The sequence below is a fragment of the Paraburkholderia sp. JPY465 genome (assembly GCF_050436725.1).
GTDB lineage: Bacteria > Pseudomonadota > Gammaproteobacteria > Burkholderiales > Burkholderiaceae > Paraburkholderia > Paraburkholderia youngii.
In genome coordinates this window covers 145,140-165,500 of sequence record NZ_JBNDMT010000002.1, presented here as the reverse complement: position 1 = coordinate 165,500, position 20,361 = coordinate 145,140, and the positions used below count along the sequence as shown (strand labels likewise).

Below are 20,361 nucleotides of genomic sequence, written 5' to 3'. Positions count from 1 at the left end.
CTTCAGATGCATCAGCCGTAGCTGTCTTTCAATGCACCGACGCGTGCTTCTCCTGCTCGGCCGCGCTCGGCTGCGTCACCGCGCTGACGATCACGAACACGATCACGTTCACCGCGAGCGCGAGAAAGCCGATGTTGACGTCCTTCAGCGCCTCGGGCAGGAACGGCATCAGTTGACCGACGCTCCAGTGCAGCGTCGTGGTCAGCGTGACCACCGCGACACCCGCGATGATCCCGCAGAACGCGCCTTGCTTCGTCGCGCGGTTGTGCGGGAACAGGCTGCAGATCACGGCCGGGAACAGTTGCGTGACGAAGCTGTAGCCCATCAGCAGCAGCGCGACGATGGTTTCGCCGCCGTTCAGCGTGAAGAAGACCGCGACCAGCGCCACGATAGGCACGAGGACGCGCGCGATCATCGCGACCGATGCATCCGACGCTTTGCGGTTCACCATGCCGCGATAGACGTCGTTGGCGAGCAGCGTCGAGGCCGAGGTCAGAATCATCGATCCCGGCACCAGCGCGGTCAGGATACCGGCCGCGCCGATCACGCCGACGAACCACGGATCGAACGTCTGCAGCGACAGGCGGAACAGCGACAGGTCGATGTCGGCGCCCTTCAGGCCCGGCACGCGCAGCGTCGCCGCGAAGCCGACGAAGAACACGAACAGCAGGATCAGCTGATAGAGCGGCAGGATCGCGGCGTTGCGGCGGAAGATCCGCTCGTCCTTCGCCGTGAAGATCGAACCGAACGTATGCGGCCACATGAAGAAGCCGAGCGCGGTCAGCAGCACCGTCGACTGGAACCACACGACGCTCGAACCGTGCGCCGGGAAGGTCAGGAAGCCGGGACGGGCGGCGTCGATGGTGCGGAACATCGCGCCGAAGCCGCCGTAGTAATGCAGCGGCAGATAGATGCCGAGGAACAGCACGATCGCGAGAATCAGCAGGTCCTTGACCACCGAGTTCCATGCGGAGCCGCGCACGCCCGACACGATCACGTAAGAGGTCACGACGATCGCGCCGATCCAGATCGCCGCCGTCGACGAGATCACGCCATACGACGCGGTCGCGACGATGATGCCGAGGCCCTTCAATTGCAGCACCAGATATGGAATCAGCGCGGCAACGCCGACCAGCGCGACCAGCGTGCCGAGCGCCGGGCTTTCGTATTTGCGCGAGAAGAAGTGCGGCTGCGACACGAGGCGGTGCGCTTTCGCGTAGCGCCAGATCGGCGGCAGCATCCAGTACGACAGGATGTACGCGAGCGTGCCGTACGCGAGGATGTAGTAGACCGGTGCGCCCTTGCCGTACGCAAAGCCGCTGCCGCCGAGGAACGTGAAGGTCGTATAGATTTCGCCGGCCATCAGCAGGAACACGAACGCGGTGCCGAAGCTGCGGCCGCCCACGCTCCATTGCTCGAGGCTCATGTCGTGGCCGCGCCTCGCGCGCACGCCGAGGAACAGCGCGAACAGCGTAACGGCAGCGATGATGACGAGTGCGCTCATGGGCGAACCTCCTCGCCATTGGCGGCGACGCGCCGGTTGGACGGATCGAGGTTGTAGACGATCGCCATGATGATCGCGCTCAACACCACCCACATGACGATCCAGGCCAGCACGAACGGCATGCCGAGCACGATGGGCTCGACCCGATTGACAAACGTAACGCCGACCAGAATGCCGATGAACGGCAACGCGGCAAGTACACGAAGAAGCATGCGGGCAACTCCTCGAACCAGTAGTTATGTGTCGTTGAAATTCCGGCTTCGCTGATGACTGTATGCCGGATGCTTCGCTCCCGTAAAGTCGGTCAAAATAAATGTGAGGTTGCGACCGTTGCAATTGCATCTTTCCCGCGCGGAATGCTGCGGTGCAAAGCGGGACGCGACGTGACGCGCCAGGTATCGCGCGGCTTTTTTACTGGGGCGACTGGCGCGCCGCGATAGGATCTGCGAGCATTGCAGCATTTTCCGGACCGCGCGAGGCGGGCTGGATTCATGACCGGCGCCGCGCCCAGGCGCGAACCCGCGCGAGAACATGCAGGCACACGTAGACACACGGACAAGCACATGGTCGAAAGTCTGATCTCGGACATTATGTTCGGTTTCATTGGCATGATCAGCATCATCAATCCGTTCGGAGGCGCGTTCGTTTTTTTGGATCGGACCGCATCGTTGACGCTCGACGAGCGCGACGCGCTTGCCCGCAAGGTCGCGATCAACGCCGCCTGCGTGCTGCTGGTGGCGTTCTTCATCGGCACGCCGATCCTGCATTTCTTCGGTATTTCGATGGAGGCGTTGCGCATCGGCGGGGGGCTCGCGCTCGCCGTGGGCGGCTGGCAGATGCTCAATGCACCGGACACGCCGGCCGAGCAGACGGACGTCAAGCGCGTCGATGCCGAGACCGCGAAGGCCCGTGCGTTCTTTCCGCTCACCGTGCCGCTGACCACTGGGCCCGGCTCGATCGCGACCGCGATCGCGCTGTCCGCGAATCGCACGCACAAGCTGTCGGCGTTCGTGATCTCGGGCATCGCGTCGGTCGCGATCACGTTCGCGGTGGCCGTCTGCGTCTATCTGATCTATAGCCGCGCGACCGTGTTGGCGCGCTATCTCGGCGTCGAGGGCACCAAGGTCGCATTGCGGGTGTCGGCGTTCCTGCTGCTGTGCATCGGCGTGCAGATCATCCTGACCGGCGTGTCCGAATTCCTGACTCCGATCGCGACGATGCGGGCGGCCACCCCGTAACGCCGCGTCGCGCGAAGATTCTTCGCATCGTCACGCGCCACCATTCGGTGGTCCCGCTCTGTGTCGCGCGCCGATAGACAGTGAGGTTGTCGTCCAGGTCGGGCGCGCTCATGGCAAGCTTCGATCTCCGTGCAGACGCCGGCGCCATGCGTGCAACGGCGGCGGTGCCGCGGGCGGGTCGCCTTCCGGTGGTTCGTGGGGGTCGCCGAGCGGGTCGTCCGGGACCGGATCGGGGTCGATGTTCGGCGGCGGCGTCTTAGGCGGGATCTCGGGGTCGACCTCGGGCGGCGTCGGCACATGCAGATGCAGATGCGGCGACTGCATCGAAATCCGCGTCAGGGGTCGTGCGTCCAGGTCGAATGTCCCGATTGCACGGGGCGCTTGCCGGCTCGTGTCAGGTAAATCCATCAGGGTCTCCACAAAGTCTTCGTTCAGACGCGCAATGCTCGTGCCGCATGGCGACGGGTGCCGTTATGTGGAACACCACTTGCTGAAACTTCGCACACGCCGCATCGCGATGACCGCGCGCGCCCGGCTCGCATCGGACATCCCCCCGCAAAACACAGGCAGAGGAACGCACATGGCGCGACACAAGGCCGACGTTGCTGACGACGAGTTCGAGATTTTCGCCAGCTATCACGGAACAGGCGACGGCCGATACATAGGTGGACTGAGGGTCGTGAGGAAAGCGGACAGGCGAATTCTGTTTCCGTTCGACGGCGCACCGCAGATCGGCCCCTATGCGACCGCCGACGAAGCTCGCCGCGCCGCGATTGCGTATGGCCGCGAGATCGTCGCGGCCGATCGCGCCGCACCCGAAGGCTGAGCGCGCGCAGCCGGTGTGGTGCTTGTCCCGCAACACGCGCAGACGCGATCAAGGCATCCCGCCGAGCGACGGCGAAATCGTGCTGCCACGCGCGGGATCGTCCGGATGTTCGTCGGGCACGGTGGGGCGCGTCGACAGCGGCGGATGATCGCGATAGCAGGTGTCGACCGGACCCTCGACGAGGCAGTTCTGGAACGCATCGGCGTCGCTCTTTTGCGCGAACGTGTACAGCGTGCGCTCGACTTGCACCTCGGTGTCGGATACGCGAATAGTCGTGATGCTCATGGGGTTCTCCTTTGGGTTCTACTTTTTACAAAGCGAACGTGCCGCGCTACCGCCATCGAAATCGCAATGGCCGTGCCTGTCGCGCTGCACTCGGACTTCGGCGGCAAGGCTCGAATGTTGCTGCATTAACCAGGTGCCCGTTCGAGATGCCGCGTCACAACGCGAATCGACGGCAGAACCCACGAGGAGGGCGTGATGCCAGATCCCCAATCGACCAACACCGACACCCAGCAGCCGGGCGCGACACCAGGCGGCGAGCAGTCCGCGCGGCCAGATCAGCGCGCCGCGCCCGCGGTGTCCGACGAAGTCAAGGCCCGCAACAAACCGAGCGGCACCCACTACGTCGAGCCGAGTCCGCTCGGCATCGAACCGGTCGTGCAGACCGGCGTGGATAAAGCGACCAATCCGCCACGCTCGAGCGAGAGCCCGCGGCACGGCGCCGAAGTGCCGCTCGGCACCGGCGAGCACGCCGAACCGCCGGGCGGCGGCGGGCGCGAATCGCATCGCAAGCAGCCGGGTTGAGCAATGACGCGGTGCGTTGCGAGCCAGCCCGAGCATCCAATCCTTCAACCTTCAACCGGAGAAAGCGCATGCAACCGGACAATTCAACCGAATCGATGAACCCCGGCGACGAAGCGCCGCCCAACACACCAGGCGCGGGCGAAGACATTTGCCGCGCCTGCCACGGCACCGGCAAGGTCGACGGTGCTCGCTGCACCGTGTGCGGCGGCACGGGCAAGGTGCTGCAGGGGATCGGCGGCGGCTAGCCGACGCTGGACCGCCGGTTCGCGGCAACCGCATCACAAGCCAGGAGCAAACATGTTCAACGAGTCAAAGCACGGCTTCGACGCCGCGCAGACCGAATACGAAGCTTTCATGCTGGAACCGCACGACTGGGTGCCGAACAACAGCAAGCTGCCGGTCGTGCTGTACCGGCGCGCGCTGTCGCCCGGCAGCGGCAATCTGCCCGCCGCGTTCGAAATCCTGTTCGAGCGCAATGCATGGCCCGCGCAGTGGCGCAACAGCATCTTCGACTTCCATCACTTTCACGCGACCGCGCACGAGGTGCTCGGCGTGACCGACGCGAGCGCCGAAGTGATCGTCGGCGGACCGGGCGGACGGGTGGTGAGGCTGCATGCGGGCGACGTGCTGCTGCTGCCGGCTGGCACCGGTCATTGTCTGCAATCGTTCGAGCCGCATTTTCAGGTGGTGGCGGGCTATCCGTTGGGGCAGCAGTGGGACATCCGCCGCGAAGCGCTGACGCCGCAGGAACTCACCGACATGCTGGCGCTGCCGTTTCCGCCGCTCGATCCGATCGACGGCAAGCATGGTCCGGTGGTCGAGCTTTGGCTGCAGGCGGCGTGAACTTCGTCGTTCGCGAAGCAGCCGGTCTGTTGCGGGGTGGCGTGCAGAGTTGCGCGGTTAGGCGCATCATCTGTGGGCTTCGCCGCGATTTTCCCGCGCGCTTTCGGCAGTAACTTCGGCACGTGTGCGGTTCCACGTGCGGCTTCGCGTCCCTGGGGACACGCCCGGACGCGCGCGTTTTCCATGTCGACACGATGCGCCGATCCGTCCGCGCGCTCAGCGGTGTGCGTCGGCCGTCTCCCGAATTGCCGAACAAGGAGCGTCCCATGCAAAACGATCCCTCCCTCGACCAGTTGTGCATCAACACGATCCGCACGCTGTCGATGGACGCCGTGCAGAAGGCCAATTCCGGCCACCCCGGCACGCCGATGGCGCTCGCGCCGATCGCCTATCACCTGTGGCAACACCATCTGCGTTACGACCCTGACGAGCCGCTGTGGCCGAATCGCGACCGCTTCGTGCTGTCGGTCGGGCATGCATCGATGCTGCTGTATTCGCTGCTGCATCTGGCCAACGTGAAAGCCGTCGACGAGCACGGCAAGCCGACCGGCGCGCCGGCCGTGTCGCTCGACGACATCCAGCATTTCCGCCAGATCGACAGCAATACGCCGGGCCACCCCGAGTACCGGATGACAACCGGCGTCGAGACCACCACGGGACCGCTTGGCCAGGGGCTCGGCAATAGCGTCGGCATGGCGATGGCCGCGCGCTGGTACGAGAACCACTTCAACCGCGCGGACGCGCCGCTGTTCGATTACCGCGTGTACGCGCTGTGCGGCGACGGCGACATGATGGAAGGCATCTCGCACGAGGCGGCCTCGCTGGCGGGGCATCTGAAGCTGTCGAACCTGATCTGGATTTACGACAGCAACCGCGTGACGATCGAAGGCCATACCGACCTCGCGTACAGCGACGACGTAGCGAGCCGCTTTCACGGCTATAACTGGCACACACTGAACGTCGGCGACGCGAACGACACCGCCGCGTTCGAAAAGGCGCTGATCGAGGCGAAGAGCGTGACAGACCGGCCGACTTTGATCGTGGTCCACAGCATCATCGGCTGGGGCGCGCCGCACAAGCAGGACACCGCGTCCGCGCACGGCGAAGCGCTCGGGGTCGACGAAGTCGCGCTGGCCAAGAAGTTCTACGGCTGGCCCGAGGACAAGTTCTTCTACGTGCCCGAGGGCGTGCACGAACGTTTCGCGCAAGGCATCGGCGCGCGCGGCAAGGCGGCGCGCGAACAATGGCAGGCGAAGTTCGACAGCTACAAGAAGCAGTACGCGGATCTCGCGCGCGAATTCGCGCAGATGCAGGCGCACGAATTGCCGCAGGGCTGGGACAACGACATCCCGAGCTTCGACGCGGACCCGAAGGGCATCGCGACGCGCGAATCGTCGGGCAAGGTGCTCAATGCGATTGCCGCGCGCGTGCCGTGGATGATCGGCGGCGCGGCGGACCTGTCGCCGTCGACGAAAACCAACCTGAAATTCGAAGGCGCCGGCAGCTTCCAGGCGGATAGCTATGGCGGCCGCAATCTGCACTTCGGCATTCGCGAACATGTGATGGGCGCGGTGGTCAACGGGCTTGCGCTTTCGAATCTGCGCGCGTACGGCTCGACGTTCCTGATCTTCAGCGACTACATGAAGCCGCCGATCCGCCTGTCCGCGATCATGGAAGTGCCGGCCATCTATGTGTTCACGCACGATTCGATCGGCGTCGGCGAAGACGGTCCGACGCATCAGCCGATCGAGCAGCTCGCATCGTTGCGCGGCGTGCCCGGCCTCACGGTGCTGCGTCCCGGCGATGCGAACGAAGCGGCCGAAGCATGGCGGGTCGCGCTGACGCAGCCGCATCGGCCGGCGTGCATCGTCGTGTCGCGCCAGCCGCTGCCGACGCTCGACCGCAGCCGCTATGCGTCAGCGAGCGGCGTCAAGCGCGGCGCGTACGTGCTTGCCGATGCGCCCGATGGCAAGAAGCCCGAGGTGATCCTGATGGCGACCGGCAGCGAGCTGTCGATCTGCGCCGACGTGTACGAGAAGCTGAAGAGCGAGGGCATCGCGGCGCGCGTCGTGTCGATGCCGTCGTGGGACATCTTCGAGCGCCAGGACGGCGCGTATCAGGAGTCGGTGCTGCCGGCGGACGTCGAGGCGCGCGTCGCGGTCGAGCAGGCTGCGTCGCTCGGTTGGGATCGGTATACGGGGCGGCTCGGCGCGCAGGTCGTCATGCATACGTTCGGCGCGTCGGCGCCGATTGCGGATCTGAAGAAGAAGTTCGGTTTCACGCCTGATGCGGTGTATCAGGCGGCGAAGCAGCAGATCGAGCGGGTGAAGAAGGGGAAGGGTGCTTGAGCGTGCGGCGACGGTTTGAGTGAAAGGAGAGTTCAAATGGCCGAGATCAATAAGGAGGACGTGGTTGCGGTGCTGAACCGGATTCTCGAATCCGAGTTGGCCGGCGTCGTCCGATATACGCACTATTCGTTCCTTGTTTTCGGATTCGGACGTATCCCGATCAGGGAGTGGTTGCGCGCTCAGGCGGATGAATCGTTGCTGCACGCGCAGCAGGCGGGCGAATGGATCACCACGCTGGGCGCCTATCCGTCGCTGGCGATCGGTCCTCTGCTCGACTCGCATACCTTCGATATCGCTTCGATCCTTCGCGAGTCGTTGCAAGCCGAGAATGTCGCGTTGCAGTTGTATCGCGACCTGCTGGCGCTGGTGGAAGACCGCTCGGTGGCACTCGAGGAGTTCGCCCGTCAGATGATCCACGTAGAAGAGATGCACGCGGGCGAGGTCGACAAGATGCTGCGCCGCCCGGGGGAAATGATGACGTCGGAGGAACGGCAAGCGCCCCGGGCTTGATCGTGGACGGCCCTGTGCGATGAGCGGGGCATCGCAGAGGGGCCGCTCAGGCGTCGCGTTTCGCGTAGATCTCGTAGTCGACGCCATTCGTCACCACTACGCCGGGCTCCGGGTAAGCGGTGCCGAACAGGTAACTCAGCGCCGAGCCGACCGACTTCGCGCCGGCGAGCCGTTCGTAGATGAACATGCCGTAGTTCGGGTCCAGCAGGATGAAGAAGTCACCCGGATGCCAGTAGAGGGCGACTGCGTGTCCAGAGTCTTCGTTGCCATTCTGCATGCCGAACCCGAGCGTCATTGCGCGGCCGATCGACAAGTCCGTCGGCGCGGGGTTCGTCACATCCTCGATCGCCGCTAGCAGTGAACCATACTGCTTCATCGGGCTCTTCTGCAGCAGCGCGATGCCGCCGAACTTCCTTTTCTTCGGAAATTTCGCGTCGATGTTTTTCGTGAAGGCGGCGAAGCTACTCTTGTGAGTGTCCGAGAGTGACGGCGCTGTTGCCTGCACCGGTGCCTCCAGTGCATTGTGTCTCTCCAGGACCCTCTCCGAAAGCTGATCGAGCTGAAGCACTGTGAGCACCGCCGGCGGTGTTTTCAACTGCGGAAAAATCTTCTGCAGCTTGGCGCCGTAGCCGATCTGCACCTGGTGTGCCTCACCGAGGTACATGTGGTCGTTGTAATCGCTAATCAGTTGCTGGTACACGTCAGACATCAATTGATAGTCATTGACGTACTTGTCGTAGGCCTGATCGTAGGCAGCCTTGTTGCTCTGCTTCTGCACATTCGCGAGATCGATGTAGTGGTTGCTGATCTTGTCGAAGCTGGCCCAGGCGTACCCCTGCCGCTTCGCCTGCCCCTGCCGCCGCGTATGGTAGTCGTAGCTTGCCTTGGCGTTGTTCTCCGGGTTGGGGCCGAAGCGCGGCCGCGCCGCCCTGCAACACGCGCCGGATCCAGTCCACGCAAACGCCATGACAGTAGCCATTGTCGGGCGAGTAGCCCGCGACTGGCAACGCACCGGTTTTCGCGTTCGCCTTGCGCTGCGGCTCGGACATATTGAAGTTCTCGAGCTGGCCGCGGCCGAGCTCCTTGAGCTGCGTGATGATTGTTTGCCGGTCGGGCATGGTCGGAGTTCCTGAAGAGATAACAGCAGACGAGCTGTGCTCGTGGGTGGTCGGAACGCACCTCAGAGCAGTACATTCAATCCCGAACGGCTAGCTTTAGAAGGGTAATTTGCCAGGACCGGAATGCAAGGTCGACGGCATTGGGGATTTCAGCGGGCTAAATGACGTGTGTTGTGTGGGATCTCGCGCAGACAGAAACGTCCTCGTGGCCAGGTCCAACCCTGTCGCATCTGCAGGAACTGGCCGCCTGGAATCGACGCCGCGCCTAATCGACCATCGACCCGCAGCCGTTGATCCTGATCAACCAACCACGAGTCTTCGGCAGTAGGATGGTGATCGGAACGCTGCAAACCTGCGAGTACGGAGCCAACCATGAATTCTCTCCATTCACGCGACGCCATCTCGACGCTGCCGCGCAGAGTGTTGATCGCAGTCGATTCATCGGAAGCCTCTCGACAGGCGCTCGACTACGCGCGAAACCTCCTTCCCGCCGGATGCGACGTCCGCCTCGTGAGCGTGGCCGAGAATCCCCATACGCTTTTTCCGACGGGCCGGCGCGTCGGCCACATGCTGGATCTGGCGCGCGACGAATTGCTCCGCGATGCGGTCGAGGCGCTCGAACGAGCGACACGATCGCTAGCCGCGTGTGATGCACGTATCGACTCAGAAGTCATCGACCTCGCGAAACGGGGTAACGACGTCGTGGATGCCCTGATCGATGCGGCCGACACATGGAGAGCCGACCTGATGGTGGTGGGCGCGCGTCAACATCAAGGCTTGCAGCGTTGGGCCGAGGGTACGGTGTCCGAACGGCTGACGAGACGTCTGCGCTGTCCGATGCTGGTCGTTCCGCAGAGCTACAGCACGACGCATAGCGAGCTGCCCGAACGCATCCTGTTCGCGGTCGATGGAAGTTCTCAGTCGATGTCCGCGTTGCAGTACGGCATACGGTTCGCTACGTCCGGCACCGAATTGCGAGCGGTTTATGTGATCGATCGCGCGGTGCGACTCTCCGATTGGATCCCCATCGATTCGCTCGAGGACTCGTTCGTCGGCGAAGGCAACGAGGCAATAGCCGCTGCGGAGCCGATTCTGGCGCGCGTGTCGGCGCGGGTCTCGACGGCGCTCGTCAGGACGAACCGAACCGACGATGACGTTGCGCATGCGATCGTGCGCGAGGCGGGCGGCTGGGAGGCGCAACTGATCGTGATGGGTACGCATGGCAGGCGCGGCATCACACGCTGGATACTTGGCAGCGTCGCTGGGCGGGTCCTGCAAATCACGCAAACGCCAATTCTGCTGATCCACGCGAGCGACGCCACTGCCGCATCGTGAGCGCGTAGCGCCGTAACGGCGTGCGCTACAGCGCCGCGTTCAAGCGCGTCCGTTTCGTATTCGGCAACGGCTCGTGCTGCATCGGCCCCTTGATCAGCTCGCTCATCGCATCGCGGATCCAGCGGTTGGCCGGCTCGTGATGAAAGCGCGGATGCCAGTGCAGATAAAAGTCGTACTTGGGCGCGGGGAAGGGTAGCGGCAGCAGCTTGACGTTCACGAACTCCGCGAAGCGCCGCCCGACCGCCTGAGGCACCGCTGCAATCATGTCCGAGCCGGCGACGACGAACGGCACGCCGATAAAACGCGGCACGCTGAAGCGCACGTTGATGCGAATCCCGAGGCGTTCGTGCGTACGAGCGAGCACGTCCTGCTCGCGGCCTTCGGGATGCACCATCACGTGCGCGGCCGCGCGGTACTGATCGAGCGACAACGTGTCGCCGATTTCCGGATGATCTTCGCGCGCGATACACACATACGAATGCCGGTACAGCGCTTTGCGCTTCAGCGACTCGCTGTTCAAACCCGGAAAGTAGCCGATCGCGAGATCGACGTCGCCGCTCGCCAGACCTTCTTCCAACTCCGGCATGCTGAGCGCGACCGTCTTGATGCTCACGTGCGGCGCGGTCTTGTCGAGAAAGTTCTGCAGGCGCGGCAGGAACACCATTTCGCCGATGTCCGACATACACAGCACGAAGCTGCGCGACGACTCGGCCGGACGGAATTCGGGCATCGGCAGGATTTCGGTCTGCACGAGATCCAGCAGCCGCGCAACCGGATCGCCGAGCGCCTGCGCGCGCGGCGTCGGCTCCATACCCCGGCCCGTGCGCACGAACAGCGGGTCCTCGAACAGCTCACGCAGCTTCGATAGCGCATAGCTCATTGCCGGCTGGCTGAGCCCGATGCTCACGCCCGCCTGCGTCACATGCCGCTTTTTCAGCAGCGCATCGAACACTTTCAACAGATTCAGGTCGACCTGACGAATATCCATGGTTTGGATGATGCCTATCGATGTCACATAATTGACGGATTTTATCGTGCTTCCTAACATCGTTTCCACAACAAAGGAGTGAGACGCCATGTCCGATGGACGCAAGCCGCAACGCCCGTTGCGCAGCAATTTCCCGCGCGGTTCCTATCTCGGCGCGGTGCGCGCCGCCCAATGGCGCAATCTTGGCATCAGCGAGGAAGACCTCGACAAGCCCAAGATCGCCATCGTCAATTCCTCGTCCGAACTCGCTACCTGTTTTAGCCACCTCGACGGCATCGCCGCGCAACTAAAGCAGGCGATCCGCGCGGCGGGCGCGCTGCCGTTCGAAATCCGCACCGCGGCGCCGAGCGACTTCATCACCGGCGCGGGCGCGCGCGGCGCGTACATGCTGGCCGGGCGCGACCTCGTCACGAACGACATCGAAGTGGCCGTCGAAGGCGCGCAGCTCGACGGCATGGTGTGCCTCGCGTCGTGCGACAAGACCGTGCCGGGCCAGTTGATGGCCGCCGCGCGGCTGAACATCCCGAGCATCGTCGTCGCGTGCGGCTATCAGCCGAGCGGCGAATTCCGCGGCGAGCATGTCGACATCGAGGACGTGTTCGTCGGCGCGATGCATACGCTGACCGGCAAGCTGCCCGTCGAAGACCTGATCGGCATGAGCCAGAACGCGGTTCGCGGGCCGGGCGTGTGCTCCGGTCTCGGCACCGCGAACTCGATGCATATGGTCAGCGAGGCGCTCGGCATGTCGTTGCCCGGCAGCACGCCGGTCGCCGCCAATAGCGACAGGATGTTCGCGTTCGTCCGCGAAGCCGGCGCGCGTATCGTCGAGATGGTGCGCGACGACCTGAAGCCGCGCGACATCCTCACGCGCGGCGCGTTCGCGAATGCGGTGAAGACGGTGCTCGCGGTCGGCGGCTCGATCAACACGGTCAAGCACTTGCAGGCGGTCGCGGCCGAAGGCCAGCTCGATGTCGACGTGTACGCGCTGTTCGAGGAATTCGCCGCGCAGATTCCGGTGCTGACCGGCGTGCGTCCGGTCGGCTCGCACACGATCGAGCAACTGGAGGCGGCGGGCGGCGGGCGCGGCGTGATGAAGCGGCTCGAAGCGTGGCTCGACACCGGCGCGCTGACGGTGACCGGCCGCACGGTGAAGGACAACCTGGCCGATGTCCGGATCGCCGACGACGACGTTATCCGCCCGCTGGAGCGCGCGTTCGCGAACCATCCCGCCATCGTGCTGGTGCGCGGCAACCTGGCGCCGCAAGCCGGCATCGTGAAATTCGGCATCTCGCCGACCAAGCAGCGCCACTTCACGGGCGAGGCGATCTGCTTCTCCACCTCCGACGATGCGATCGCGGCGATCAAGGATGGCCGCGTGCAACCGGGCAAGGTCGTCGTGATGCGCGGCGCGGGCGTGTGCGGCGGCCCGGCGATGGGCGGCGGTGCGTCGCGCGTGGTGTTCGCGATCGACGGCGCGGGCCTGTCCGAGCAGGTCGCGATGCTGACCGACGGGCATCTGTCCGGCCTCGTCTGCAAGGGGCTGGTGGTCGCGGAAGTGTCGCCGGAGGCGGCGACCGGCGGACCGCTCGCGTTCGTCGAGGACGGCGACACGATCGAGATCGACCTCGAGCGGCGCGTCTGCGATCTGAAGGTGGGCGAAGCCGAGCTGGCGCGGCGCCGCGCCGCGTGGCAGCGTCCCGCGCCGGTCAACGACACCGGCTGGCTGAAGATCTATCGCGCGACGGTCGGCACGATGCCGCAAGGCGCGGTGCTCGGCGCGGACCGCCCGGCGCGGGAGCGTTGAGATGGGCGACCAGACCGTAATCGACATCGGCACGGTGATCGAGCGTCAGCAGACGAACCGCTTCGGCATGCTGCTGATCGTCGCGATGGGCGTGATGATGATGACCGAGGGCTACGACCTTGCTGCGATGGCCTTCGCGGCCCCGGCGCTGAGCCGCGCGTGGCATCTCGAGCACGGCGTGCTCGGCCCGGTGTTCGGCGCATTCGTGTTCGGCACGATGATCGGCGCGTTCGTGCTCGGCTATCTCGGCGACGTGCTCGGCCGCAAGCGCATGATCGTGATCGGCAGCGTCGTGCTTGCGGGGTTCACGCTCGCGGCGTCGCGCGCCACCGCGCTCGACCAGCTGCTCGTGCTGCGTTTCCTCGCGGGCATCGGCATCGGCGGCGTGGTGCCGAACGCGATCGCGTACACGACGGAGTTCGCGCCGAAGCGCTGGCGCGCGACGTGGGTCACGCTGATGTACACCGGCTACACGATCGGCAGCAGCGTCGGCGGCCTCGTGTCCGCTTGGCTCGTGCCCAAGTTCGGCTGGCAGGTGGTGTTCGTGATCGGCGGCATCGCGCCGCTCGTGTCGAGCGCGATGTTGTGGTTCGCGGTGCCCGAGTCGATCCGCTTTCTGACGCTCAAGGGGCGTCACGCCGAAGTGGCGCGAATCGTCGCGCGGATCGCGCCGGGTTTCCACGTCGCGCCGGGGGCGCGCTTCGTGACCGGCGGCGCTTCGGGCGGTGACGCACATGGCGACGGCCGCGACGGCTCGCTGCGGCTGCTGTTCGCGGGACGGCTGCGCGCGCTGACGCCGGTGCTGTGGGCCGTGTACATCGCGAACTCGATGGCGCTGTTTTTCCTCAGCAGCTGGCTGCCGGTGCTGATCGAAAGCGTCGGCCTTGCACCGCGCGAGGCGGCGCTCGTATCGACGATGTTCCAGCTTGGCGGCACGCTCGGCGGCCTCGCGCTGATGCGCTTCGTCGACACACGTGGCGCCATCATCATCACTGCGCTGCCGCTCGTCGGCACGCCCCTCGTCGCGCTGCTCGGCACCGGGCTGCCGGGTCCGATGCTGGTCGCGGCGGTGTTCCTGACCGGCTTCACGGTGGTCGGCACCCAGTTCGGCCTGAACGCGGTCGCGGCGCTCGTTTATCCGACCGCGCTGCGCGCGAAAGGCACGGGCGCGGCGGTCGGCATCCAGAAGATCGGCGCGATCGCCGGGCCGGTGATCGGCGGGATGCTGATGTCCGCGCATCTGCCGGTCGAGCAACTGTTCTTCCTCGGCGCGGTGCCGGTCGCGTTCGTCGCGGTGCTCGCGTTCGCTCTCGGCCGTCTGCATCGTCGCCGCGACGATGCCGCGCCGGACAACTCTCAAACAGGAGCAGCCCATGTCGCTTGAAGTCGTGCCCATTGACGCCGCGCATCCGGATTTCGTTGGCCTCGCCAGCGGCATCGATCTGACGGCGCCGGTTTCCGAACAGCTCGCGTGCGCGATCGACGCCGCGATGAACCGCTACGCGGTGCTGGTGTTCCGCGCTCAGCCGCTCACGCAGGACCAGCAGCTCGCGTTCGCGCGCTCGCTCGGGCCGCTCGATCTCGGTTTCAAGCGCGTCGCGCGTCCGCATGCGCGGCTCGCGTACCAGGAGCTCGCGGATATTTCGAACGTCGACGAGTCCGGACAGATCGCGGACCGCGCGCACCGGCGCATCGTCGGCAATCTGGCGAACCAGTTGTGGCATAGCGACAGCTCGTTTCAGCAGCCGGCCGCGCGCTATTCGATGCTGCACGCGGTGGTCGTGCCGGAGTCGGGCGGCGAGACCGAATACGCGGACATGCGCGCCGCGTGGGATGCGCTCGAGCCGCGCGAGCAGCGCGAACTCGAAGGGCTCGAAGCGGAGCACTACGCGCTGCACTCGCGCTTCCTGCTCGGCGACACCGACTACAGCGAAGAGCAGCGCAACGCGCTGCCGCCGGTGCGCTGGCCGCTCGTGCGCGAGCACGCCGGTTCGGGACGCCGGCATCTGTTCATCGGCGCGCACGCGACGCATATCGCCGATCGCACGCTTGCCGAAGGACGCGTGCTGCTGATGGACCTGCTCGAACACGCGACCGCGCGCCGCTTCGTGTATTCGCATCGCTGGCAGCCCGGCGACCTCGTGATCTGGGACAACCGCTGCACGCTGCACCGGGGCCGCCGTCACGATCTGTCGGTGCGCCGCGAGCTGCGGCGCGCGACGACGGTGGACATCGACCGGCACGCGGCGCCGCAAGCGGAGCAACTCGAACCTGCCCACGGAGTGAGCTAAATGCAGCTGAACGACGACGAACGGGCGATGCTCGACGGCCGCGACGGCGCGGCCGTGCAGCGCGCGATGGATCTGCTGGTGCGCTACGGCGAGGCGCTCGGCGCGCCGAGGCTGGTGGACACGAACAACGTGTGCGGCACGGTCGGCGCGACGATGCCGTTCCTGCGCGATTACGCGGCGAAGCACGGCGGTCTCGACGCGGTGTTTTCCGAATTCAACCTCGATAGTCCGGAGGTGGTCGAGGTGCCGAAGGCCAGGGTGTTCAGCAGCCATCTGCAGCAGGGGCTCGACCCGCAGCATGCGCAGCGTCAGGGCATCGACAGCGAGGTCGTGAAGCTGTACCGCCAGGGCGAGGCGTTCACGGGGCGGCTCGGCATCCAGCCGCTGAACACCTGTGCGCCGTACCTGACCGGCAACGTGCCGGTGCGCGGCGAGCATTGCGCGTGGATGGAATCGTCGGCCGTCATTTACATCAACGCGGTGCTCGGCGCGCGCACCAACGCGGAAGGGCGCGAGAGCACCGGCGCCGCGATGCTGACCGGCAAGATTCCGTACTGGGGTCTGCACCTCGACGAAAACCGCGGCGGCACGCATCTGATCGAGCTCGACATCGACGTGAAAACGGTGCAGGACTGGGGGCTGCTCGGCTACTACGTCGGCGAGCTCGTGCAGGACCGCATTCCGGTGATCGACGGGCTGCGCGACGTGCCGAACCTGCCGAAGCTCAAGCACTTCGGCGCGGCCGCGGCGTCCTCGGGCGGTGTCGAGATGTATCACATCGTCGGCCAGACACCGGAGGCGCGCACGCGCGTCGAAGCGTTCCGCGGCCGCAAGCCGCTCGAGACGATTCGCTACGGCGCGGCCGAGCGGCGCCTCGCGTACGAGCGCGTGAACACCACCGCGAAAGACGCGCAGGTCGACTTCGTGATGCTCGGTTGTCCGCACTATTCGATCGAGCAGATCTGGGAGGTCTGCCAGCTACTCGAAGGCCGCCGCATCGGCGCGAATACCGAACTGTGGATCTTCACCGCGCGCGCGACCCGTCAGCTCGCGGACCAGGCCGGCTATACGAAGCTGATCGAGGACGCGGGCGGCGTGCTGATGACCGACACCTGCTCGGCGATCGGCCGCGTGATGCCGAAGGGCACGCGCGTCGTCGCGCTCGACTCGGCGAAGCAGGCGCACTACCTGCCCGCGATCATGGGCGTGCAGGCCTGGTTCGGCACCACGGCCGATTGCATCGAGGCCGCGGTGAGCGGCCGCTGGACTGGAGGGCTGGCTGCATGAGCATGAACAACGAGAAGCCGGCCGCGCCTGAGCTGGCCATACCTGAGCCGGCCGCACCTAAGCCGGCCGCACCGATCGTGCTGCGCGGCCGCAAGGTGGTCGGCGGCTATGTCGAGGGCGAGGCGCTCGTCACGCGCGACCGCATCTCCGGCTGGGGCGGCATCGACCCGCGCACCGGCACGATCATCGAGACCCGTCACGAACTGCGCGGCCAGAGCTTCGCGAACAAGGTGCTGGTGTTTCCCGGCGCGAAGGGCTCGTCGGGCTGGTCGAGCCAGTTCCATATCGCGCGGATCGCCGGCACCGCGCCGGCCGCGATGCTGTTCAACGAGATGACCACGAAGATCGCGCTCGGCGCGGTGGTGAGCCATGCGCCGTCGCTGACCGACTTCGACATCGATCCGCTCGACGTGATCGAAACCGGCGACTGGGTGCGCGTCGATGCCGAGCGTGGCGTCGTCGAAGTGCTCAAACGCAGCCGCGCCTGATCTCGCCGCGCGCAACCGCGATGGTTTTTCAAGGAGGAAATGTTTTGAAGACTGGTACTCGTATCGTCCGCCGCGGCGGCCAACCGACGGGCTGGAAACTCGACGCTGACGTGTGCATCGTCGGCGCGGGCATCGCAGGCACCTCGGCTGCGCTCGAAGCGGCCGCGCTTGGCCGCAAGGTCGTGCTGGTGGACAGCCTGCCCGCGCTCGGCGGCCAGGCGGTCAACTCGATCATCGGCACGTTCTGCGGGCTGTTCTCGAATGGGCCGCAGCGCTTCCAGGTGACGCACGGCATCGCGGACGGCATCCTGCGCGATCTCGGCGAGAAGGGCGCGCTGCACTACAAGGAAGGGCCGCTGACGACCGTCGTGCTGTACGACGAAGTCGCGCTCGCGCGCTGGATCGAGCAGAAGATCCTCGACGCCGGCATCACGGTCGTGCTCGGCGCGGTGTTGCGCGACGTCGTGCGCGAAGGGCGGCGGGTGCGCGAGCTCGAAGTCGCGACGCGCTACGGCGACGTGCGCATCGCGGCGAACGGCTTCGTCGATGCGAGCGGCGACGCGGCGCTCACGTGGCTGGCCGGCTTCGACTGCCAGGAGCCGGAAACGCCGATTCGCGGCACGCAGATGATCGTGCTCGAGAACCTCGACGAAACCGATCTGCCGACGCCGCCCGCGTTTCGCGAGCGCGTCGAGGAAAAGGCGCACGCGTACGGGCTGGAGCGCAAGGACGGGCTCGTGTTCTATTTCCGTGGCCGCAATATCGGCATCGCGAACATGACGCACATCGAGACGCCGCTCGAACCGATGGCGGCGTCGCATACGGCGCTAGTCGGCCGCGACCAGGCGGACCGCGCGTTCGAGTTTCTGCGCGGCGAGTATCCGCATATCTATCGCAACGCGCACATCCGCAGCTACGGTCTGCCGGGCATCCGGCAGACGCGCTGGATCGTCGGCGCGCAGCAGTTGAGTTCCGAAGACGTGATCGCCGCCCGGCAGTTTCCCGACGCGGTCGCGCGCACGTCGTGGCCGATCGAATTGCACGATCGCGCCGAAGGCTATGAATGGAAGCCGTTCGGCGACGACCATCTGCATACCGTGCCGTTCGGCAGCCTCGTCGTGAAGGACGCGGACAACCTGATCGCCGCCGGGCGCTGCATCGACGCGGATGCGACCGCGCTGTCGAGCGTGCGGGTGATGGGTCCGTGCATCGCGATGGGCGCGGCGGCCGCGCACGCGTTCGATCTCGCCGACGGCGGCAGTGTCCACGACATCGATCGCGGCAGGCTGCGCGAGCGGCTCGCGGACAACGTCGATCGCATCGATCCGCCGCATCTGAAGAACTGACGCACGACCCGCCGGCGGCGCGGCAATACCAAAGAGGTGCAGCGCGAGCTCCGCTAGGAGGCTCGTGACGAGCACCCACTGCCGCGCCGGCTAGAGACGATATGACGGAACCGCGCGACGCGCCGGGAGTTGCCCGGCCGCCGACGCGGCACCTCTGGAGGAGACGATGATTCAAACCCTGCCCGATGCGCGCACGGTGGACGTGTCGCGCCTGATCGACGAACAGAGGATCGGCCGCTTCGCGATCCTGCTGATCGCGTCCACATGGCTCGTGATGCTGACCGACGGCTACGAGCTCAGTGCGCTGGCGTTCGCCGCGCCTTCGCTGATTCGAGCGTGGCACATCGAGCGCAGCGTGCTCGGTCCGGTGTTCGGCGCCAACATCTTCGGCATCATGGTCGGCTCGATCCTGTTCGGCTATATCGGCGACCGGATCGGGCGCAAGCGCGCGATCCTGCTCGGCGCGTGCTGGTACGGGCTCATCACGCTCGCGACCGCATGGGCCGCGAGTGTCGACCAGCTGCTGTGGCTGCGCTTCGCGGCGGGCATCGGCATCGGCGGCGCGGTGCCGAACGCGTTCGTGCTGGTGTCGGAATTCGCGCCGAAGCGGCTGCGCGCGACCTGGGTCACGCTGATGTTCACCGGCTACACGCTCGGCGCGGGCTTCGGCGGCGGCGTCGCCGTGTGGCTCGTGCCGCACTATGGCTGGCCCGCGGTATTCGTGGTCGGCGGGCTCGCGCCGCTCGTGGTGGCGGCCGGGCTGTCGTTCGTGATGCCGGAGTCGCTGCGCTATCAGGTGCTCAAAGGCTGGCCCCGCGACGGCATCGCGGCGACCGCCGCGCGCGTGCGGCCAGAACTCGCGTTGCCGCCCGGCGCGCAGTTCGTCGTCACCGACGAGCGCCGCGTCGCCAGGTTCTCGCCACGCATGCTGTTCGCCGGCCGCCTGCGCTATGTGACGACCGCGCTGTGGCTCGCGTACATCGCGAATTCGATGGCGCTGTTCTTCCTGCAGAACTGGCTGCCCGTGCTGATCGAGGCGACCGGCGTCGCCGCGCATCGCGCCGCGCTGATGACCACGCTGTTCTCGGTCGGCGGCACGCTCGGCGGCCTCGTGCTGATGCGCTTCATCGATCGCCACGGCGTGCGGCTCGTCACCTGTTTGCCGCTGGTTGGCTTTCCGCTCGTCGCGGCGCTCGGCATGGACCTGAATACGGCTTTGCTGACCGCAGCCGTGTTCGGCGTCGGCTTCTGCGTGGCCGGCACCCAGGCGGGTCTCAATGCGGTCGCATCGATCGTCTATCCGACCAGCTTCCGCTCGAAAGGCACCGGCACCGCGATCGGCGTCGCGAAGATCGGCTCGATCTCGGGCCCGATGATCGGCGGGATGCTGCTCGCCGGACATCTGCCGGTGCGCGAGCTATTTCAGGTCGCGGCGCTGCCGGTCGTCACCGTCGCGGCGCTGATGTTCGTGCTCGGTCGCATGTACCGGCCCGGCGATGCGCACGACGACGGCCTCGCCGAGCACGATCTGGCGGGCGGCGCCGAGCCGCCGCTGTCCGCGGCAGAGCGGTAGGACTCGCAGCGGCGGCAGGGCCGGCTGTGCGCGGCGCACCGTCGCGCACTCGGCT

Annotated in this window: 21 protein-coding genes; 15 read left to right on the top strand and 6 right to left on the bottom strand. The window is 66.0% G+C overall.

The features are described 5' to 3' along the window. Nucleotides 1-28: 28 nt before the first annotated feature. Together QFZ94_RS02840 and QFZ94_RS02835 are read right to left on the bottom strand one after the other, a co-directional pair. Nucleotides 29-1,504, bottom strand: a complete 1,476-nt coding sequence (locus tag QFZ94_RS02840) for a sodium:solute symporter family protein (RefSeq protein ID WP_368583646.1) — start codon at nt 1,502-1,504, stop codon at nt 29-31. Continuing rightward, nucleotides 1,501-1,716 (bottom strand): DUF3311 domain-containing protein, encoded by a 216-nt coding sequence (locus QFZ94_RS02835; protein ID WP_013091742.1) that lies wholly within the window; start codon nt 1,714-1,716, stop codon nt 1,501-1,503. The genes QFZ94_RS02840 and QFZ94_RS02835 overlap by 4 nt, the downstream gene beginning before the upstream one ends. A 351-nt stretch (nt 1,717-2,067) precedes the next feature. On the opposite strand from QFZ94_RS02835, the gene QFZ94_RS02830 reads away from it, so the two are divergent. Next, the gene (locus tag QFZ94_RS02830) at nt 2,068-2,742 is read left to right on the top strand and encodes a MarC family protein (RefSeq protein ID WP_368583645.1); all 675 of its coding nucleotides are present in this window, start codon (nt 2,068-2,070) and stop codon (nt 2,740-2,742) included. Nucleotides 2,743-2,850: 108 nt separating this feature from the next. Here QFZ94_RS02830 and QFZ94_RS02825 read toward each other — a convergent pair whose 3' ends face one another. Continuing rightward, nucleotides 2,851-3,150 (bottom strand): hypothetical protein, encoded by a 300-nt coding sequence (locus QFZ94_RS02825; RefSeq protein ID WP_368583644.1) that lies wholly within the window; start codon nt 3,148-3,150, stop codon nt 2,851-2,853. 172 nt (nt 3,151-3,322) lie between these two features. Between QFZ94_RS02825 and QFZ94_RS02820 the strand changes: the two genes are divergently transcribed. Continuing rightward, complete coding sequence (locus QFZ94_RS02820) at nt 3,323-3,568, top strand: DUF6723 family protein (protein ID WP_368583643.1); 246 nt, start codon at nt 3,323-3,325, stop codon at nt 3,566-3,568. 48 nt (nt 3,569-3,616) lie between these two features. Here QFZ94_RS02820 and QFZ94_RS02815 read toward each other — a convergent pair whose 3' ends face one another. Beyond that, the gene (locus QFZ94_RS02815; RefSeq protein WP_368583642.1) at nt 3,617-3,853 is read right to left on the bottom strand and encodes a hypothetical protein; all 237 of its coding nucleotides are present in this window, start codon (nt 3,851-3,853) and stop codon (nt 3,617-3,619) included. A 195-nt stretch (nt 3,854-4,048) separates the two neighbouring features. Between QFZ94_RS02815 and QFZ94_RS02810 the strand changes: the two genes are divergently transcribed. The 5 genes from QFZ94_RS02810 (at nt 4,049) to QFZ94_RS02790 (ending at nt 8,076) form a co-directional block, all read left to right on the top strand. Further along, nucleotides 4,049-4,375 (top strand): hypothetical protein, encoded by a 327-nt coding sequence (locus QFZ94_RS02810; RefSeq protein WP_410849266.1) that lies wholly within the window; start codon nt 4,049-4,051, stop codon nt 4,373-4,375. Nucleotides 4,376-4,443: 68 nt separating this feature from the next. Then, nucleotides 4,444-4,620: a hypothetical protein gene (locus QFZ94_RS02805; RefSeq protein WP_176123809.1), complete on the top strand. Its 177-nt coding sequence runs from the start codon at nt 4,444-4,446 to the stop codon at nt 4,618-4,620. 52 nt (nt 4,621-4,672) lie between these two features. Next, nucleotides 4,673-5,218, top strand: coding sequence for a cupin (locus tag QFZ94_RS02800; protein WP_410849265.1), 546 nt, complete (start codon nt 4,673-4,675; stop codon nt 5,216-5,218). A 266-nt stretch (nt 5,219-5,484) separates the two neighbouring features. Continuing rightward, nucleotides 5,485-7,566, top strand: coding sequence for a transketolase (tkt, locus tag QFZ94_RS02795; protein ID WP_429455513.1), 2,082 nt, complete (start codon nt 5,485-5,487; stop codon nt 7,564-7,566). A 36-nt stretch (nt 7,567-7,602) separates the two neighbouring features. Continuing rightward, nucleotides 7,603-8,076, top strand: a complete 474-nt coding sequence (locus QFZ94_RS02790; RefSeq protein ID WP_368583638.1) for a ferritin-like domain-containing protein — start codon at nt 7,603-7,605, stop codon at nt 8,074-8,076. 46 nt (nt 8,077-8,122) lie between these two features. On the opposite strand, the gene QFZ94_RS02785 is transcribed toward QFZ94_RS02790, so the two are convergent. Further along, nucleotides 8,123-9,043: a hypothetical protein gene (locus QFZ94_RS02785; RefSeq protein WP_429455512.1), complete on the bottom strand. Its 921-nt coding sequence runs from the start codon at nt 9,041-9,043 to the stop codon at nt 8,123-8,125. 523 nt (nt 9,044-9,566) lie between these two features. Here QFZ94_RS02785 and QFZ94_RS02780 point away from each other — a divergent pair. After that, nucleotides 9,567-10,529: a universal stress protein gene (locus QFZ94_RS02780; RefSeq protein ID WP_368583636.1), complete on the top strand. Its 963-nt coding sequence runs from the start codon at nt 9,567-9,569 to the stop codon at nt 10,527-10,529. A gap of 25 nt (nt 10,530-10,554) precedes the next feature. On the opposite strand, the gene QFZ94_RS02775 is transcribed toward QFZ94_RS02780, so the two are convergent. Beyond that, complete coding sequence (locus QFZ94_RS02775; protein WP_368583635.1) at nt 10,555-11,517, bottom strand: LysR family transcriptional regulator; 963 nt, start codon at nt 11,515-11,517, stop codon at nt 10,555-10,557. A gap of 88 nt (nt 11,518-11,605) precedes the next feature. Between QFZ94_RS02775 and QFZ94_RS02770 the strand changes: the two genes are divergently transcribed. From QFZ94_RS02770 to QFZ94_RS02740, 7 genes are all read left to right on the top strand, one after another. After that, a complete protein-coding gene (locus tag QFZ94_RS02770) occupies nt 11,606-13,321 on the top strand; it encodes a dihydroxy-acid dehydratase (protein WP_429455511.1) in 1,716 nt (571 codons plus the stop codon). A gap of 1 nt (nt 13,322) precedes the next feature. Beyond that, nucleotides 13,323-14,705 carry an MFS transporter gene (locus QFZ94_RS02765; protein WP_429455510.1) on the top strand — a complete coding sequence of 461 codons (1,383 nt, stop codon included), beginning with the start codon at nt 13,323-13,325 and terminating at the stop codon, nt 14,703-14,705. Further along, a complete protein-coding gene (locus QFZ94_RS02760) occupies nt 14,695-15,612 on the top strand; it encodes a TauD/TfdA dioxygenase family protein (RefSeq protein WP_429455509.1) in 918 nt (305 codons plus the stop codon). The genes QFZ94_RS02765 and QFZ94_RS02760 overlap by 11 nt, the downstream gene beginning before the upstream one ends. Further along, the gene (locus QFZ94_RS02755) at nt 15,613-16,899 is read left to right on the top strand and encodes an aconitase X (RefSeq protein ID WP_429455508.1); all 1,287 of its coding nucleotides are present in this window, start codon (nt 15,613-15,615) and stop codon (nt 16,897-16,899) included. 2 nt (nt 16,900-16,901) lie between these two features. Continuing rightward, on the top strand, nt 16,902-17,387 hold the full coding sequence (locus QFZ94_RS02750) for an aconitase X swivel domain-containing protein (RefSeq protein ID WP_429457683.1): 486 nt from the start codon (nt 16,902-16,904) through the stop codon (nt 17,385-17,387). 20 nt (nt 17,388-17,407) lie between these two features. Beyond that, nucleotides 17,408-18,733, top strand: a complete 1,326-nt coding sequence (locus QFZ94_RS02745; RefSeq protein WP_429455507.1) for an FAD-dependent oxidoreductase — start codon at nt 17,408-17,410, stop codon at nt 18,731-18,733. A gap of 166 nt (nt 18,734-18,899) precedes the next feature. Further along, nucleotides 18,900-20,306, top strand: a complete 1,407-nt coding sequence (locus QFZ94_RS02740) for an MFS transporter (RefSeq protein WP_429455506.1) — start codon at nt 18,900-18,902, stop codon at nt 20,304-20,306. The last annotated feature ends 55 nt before the right edge of the window (nt 20,307-20,361 follow it).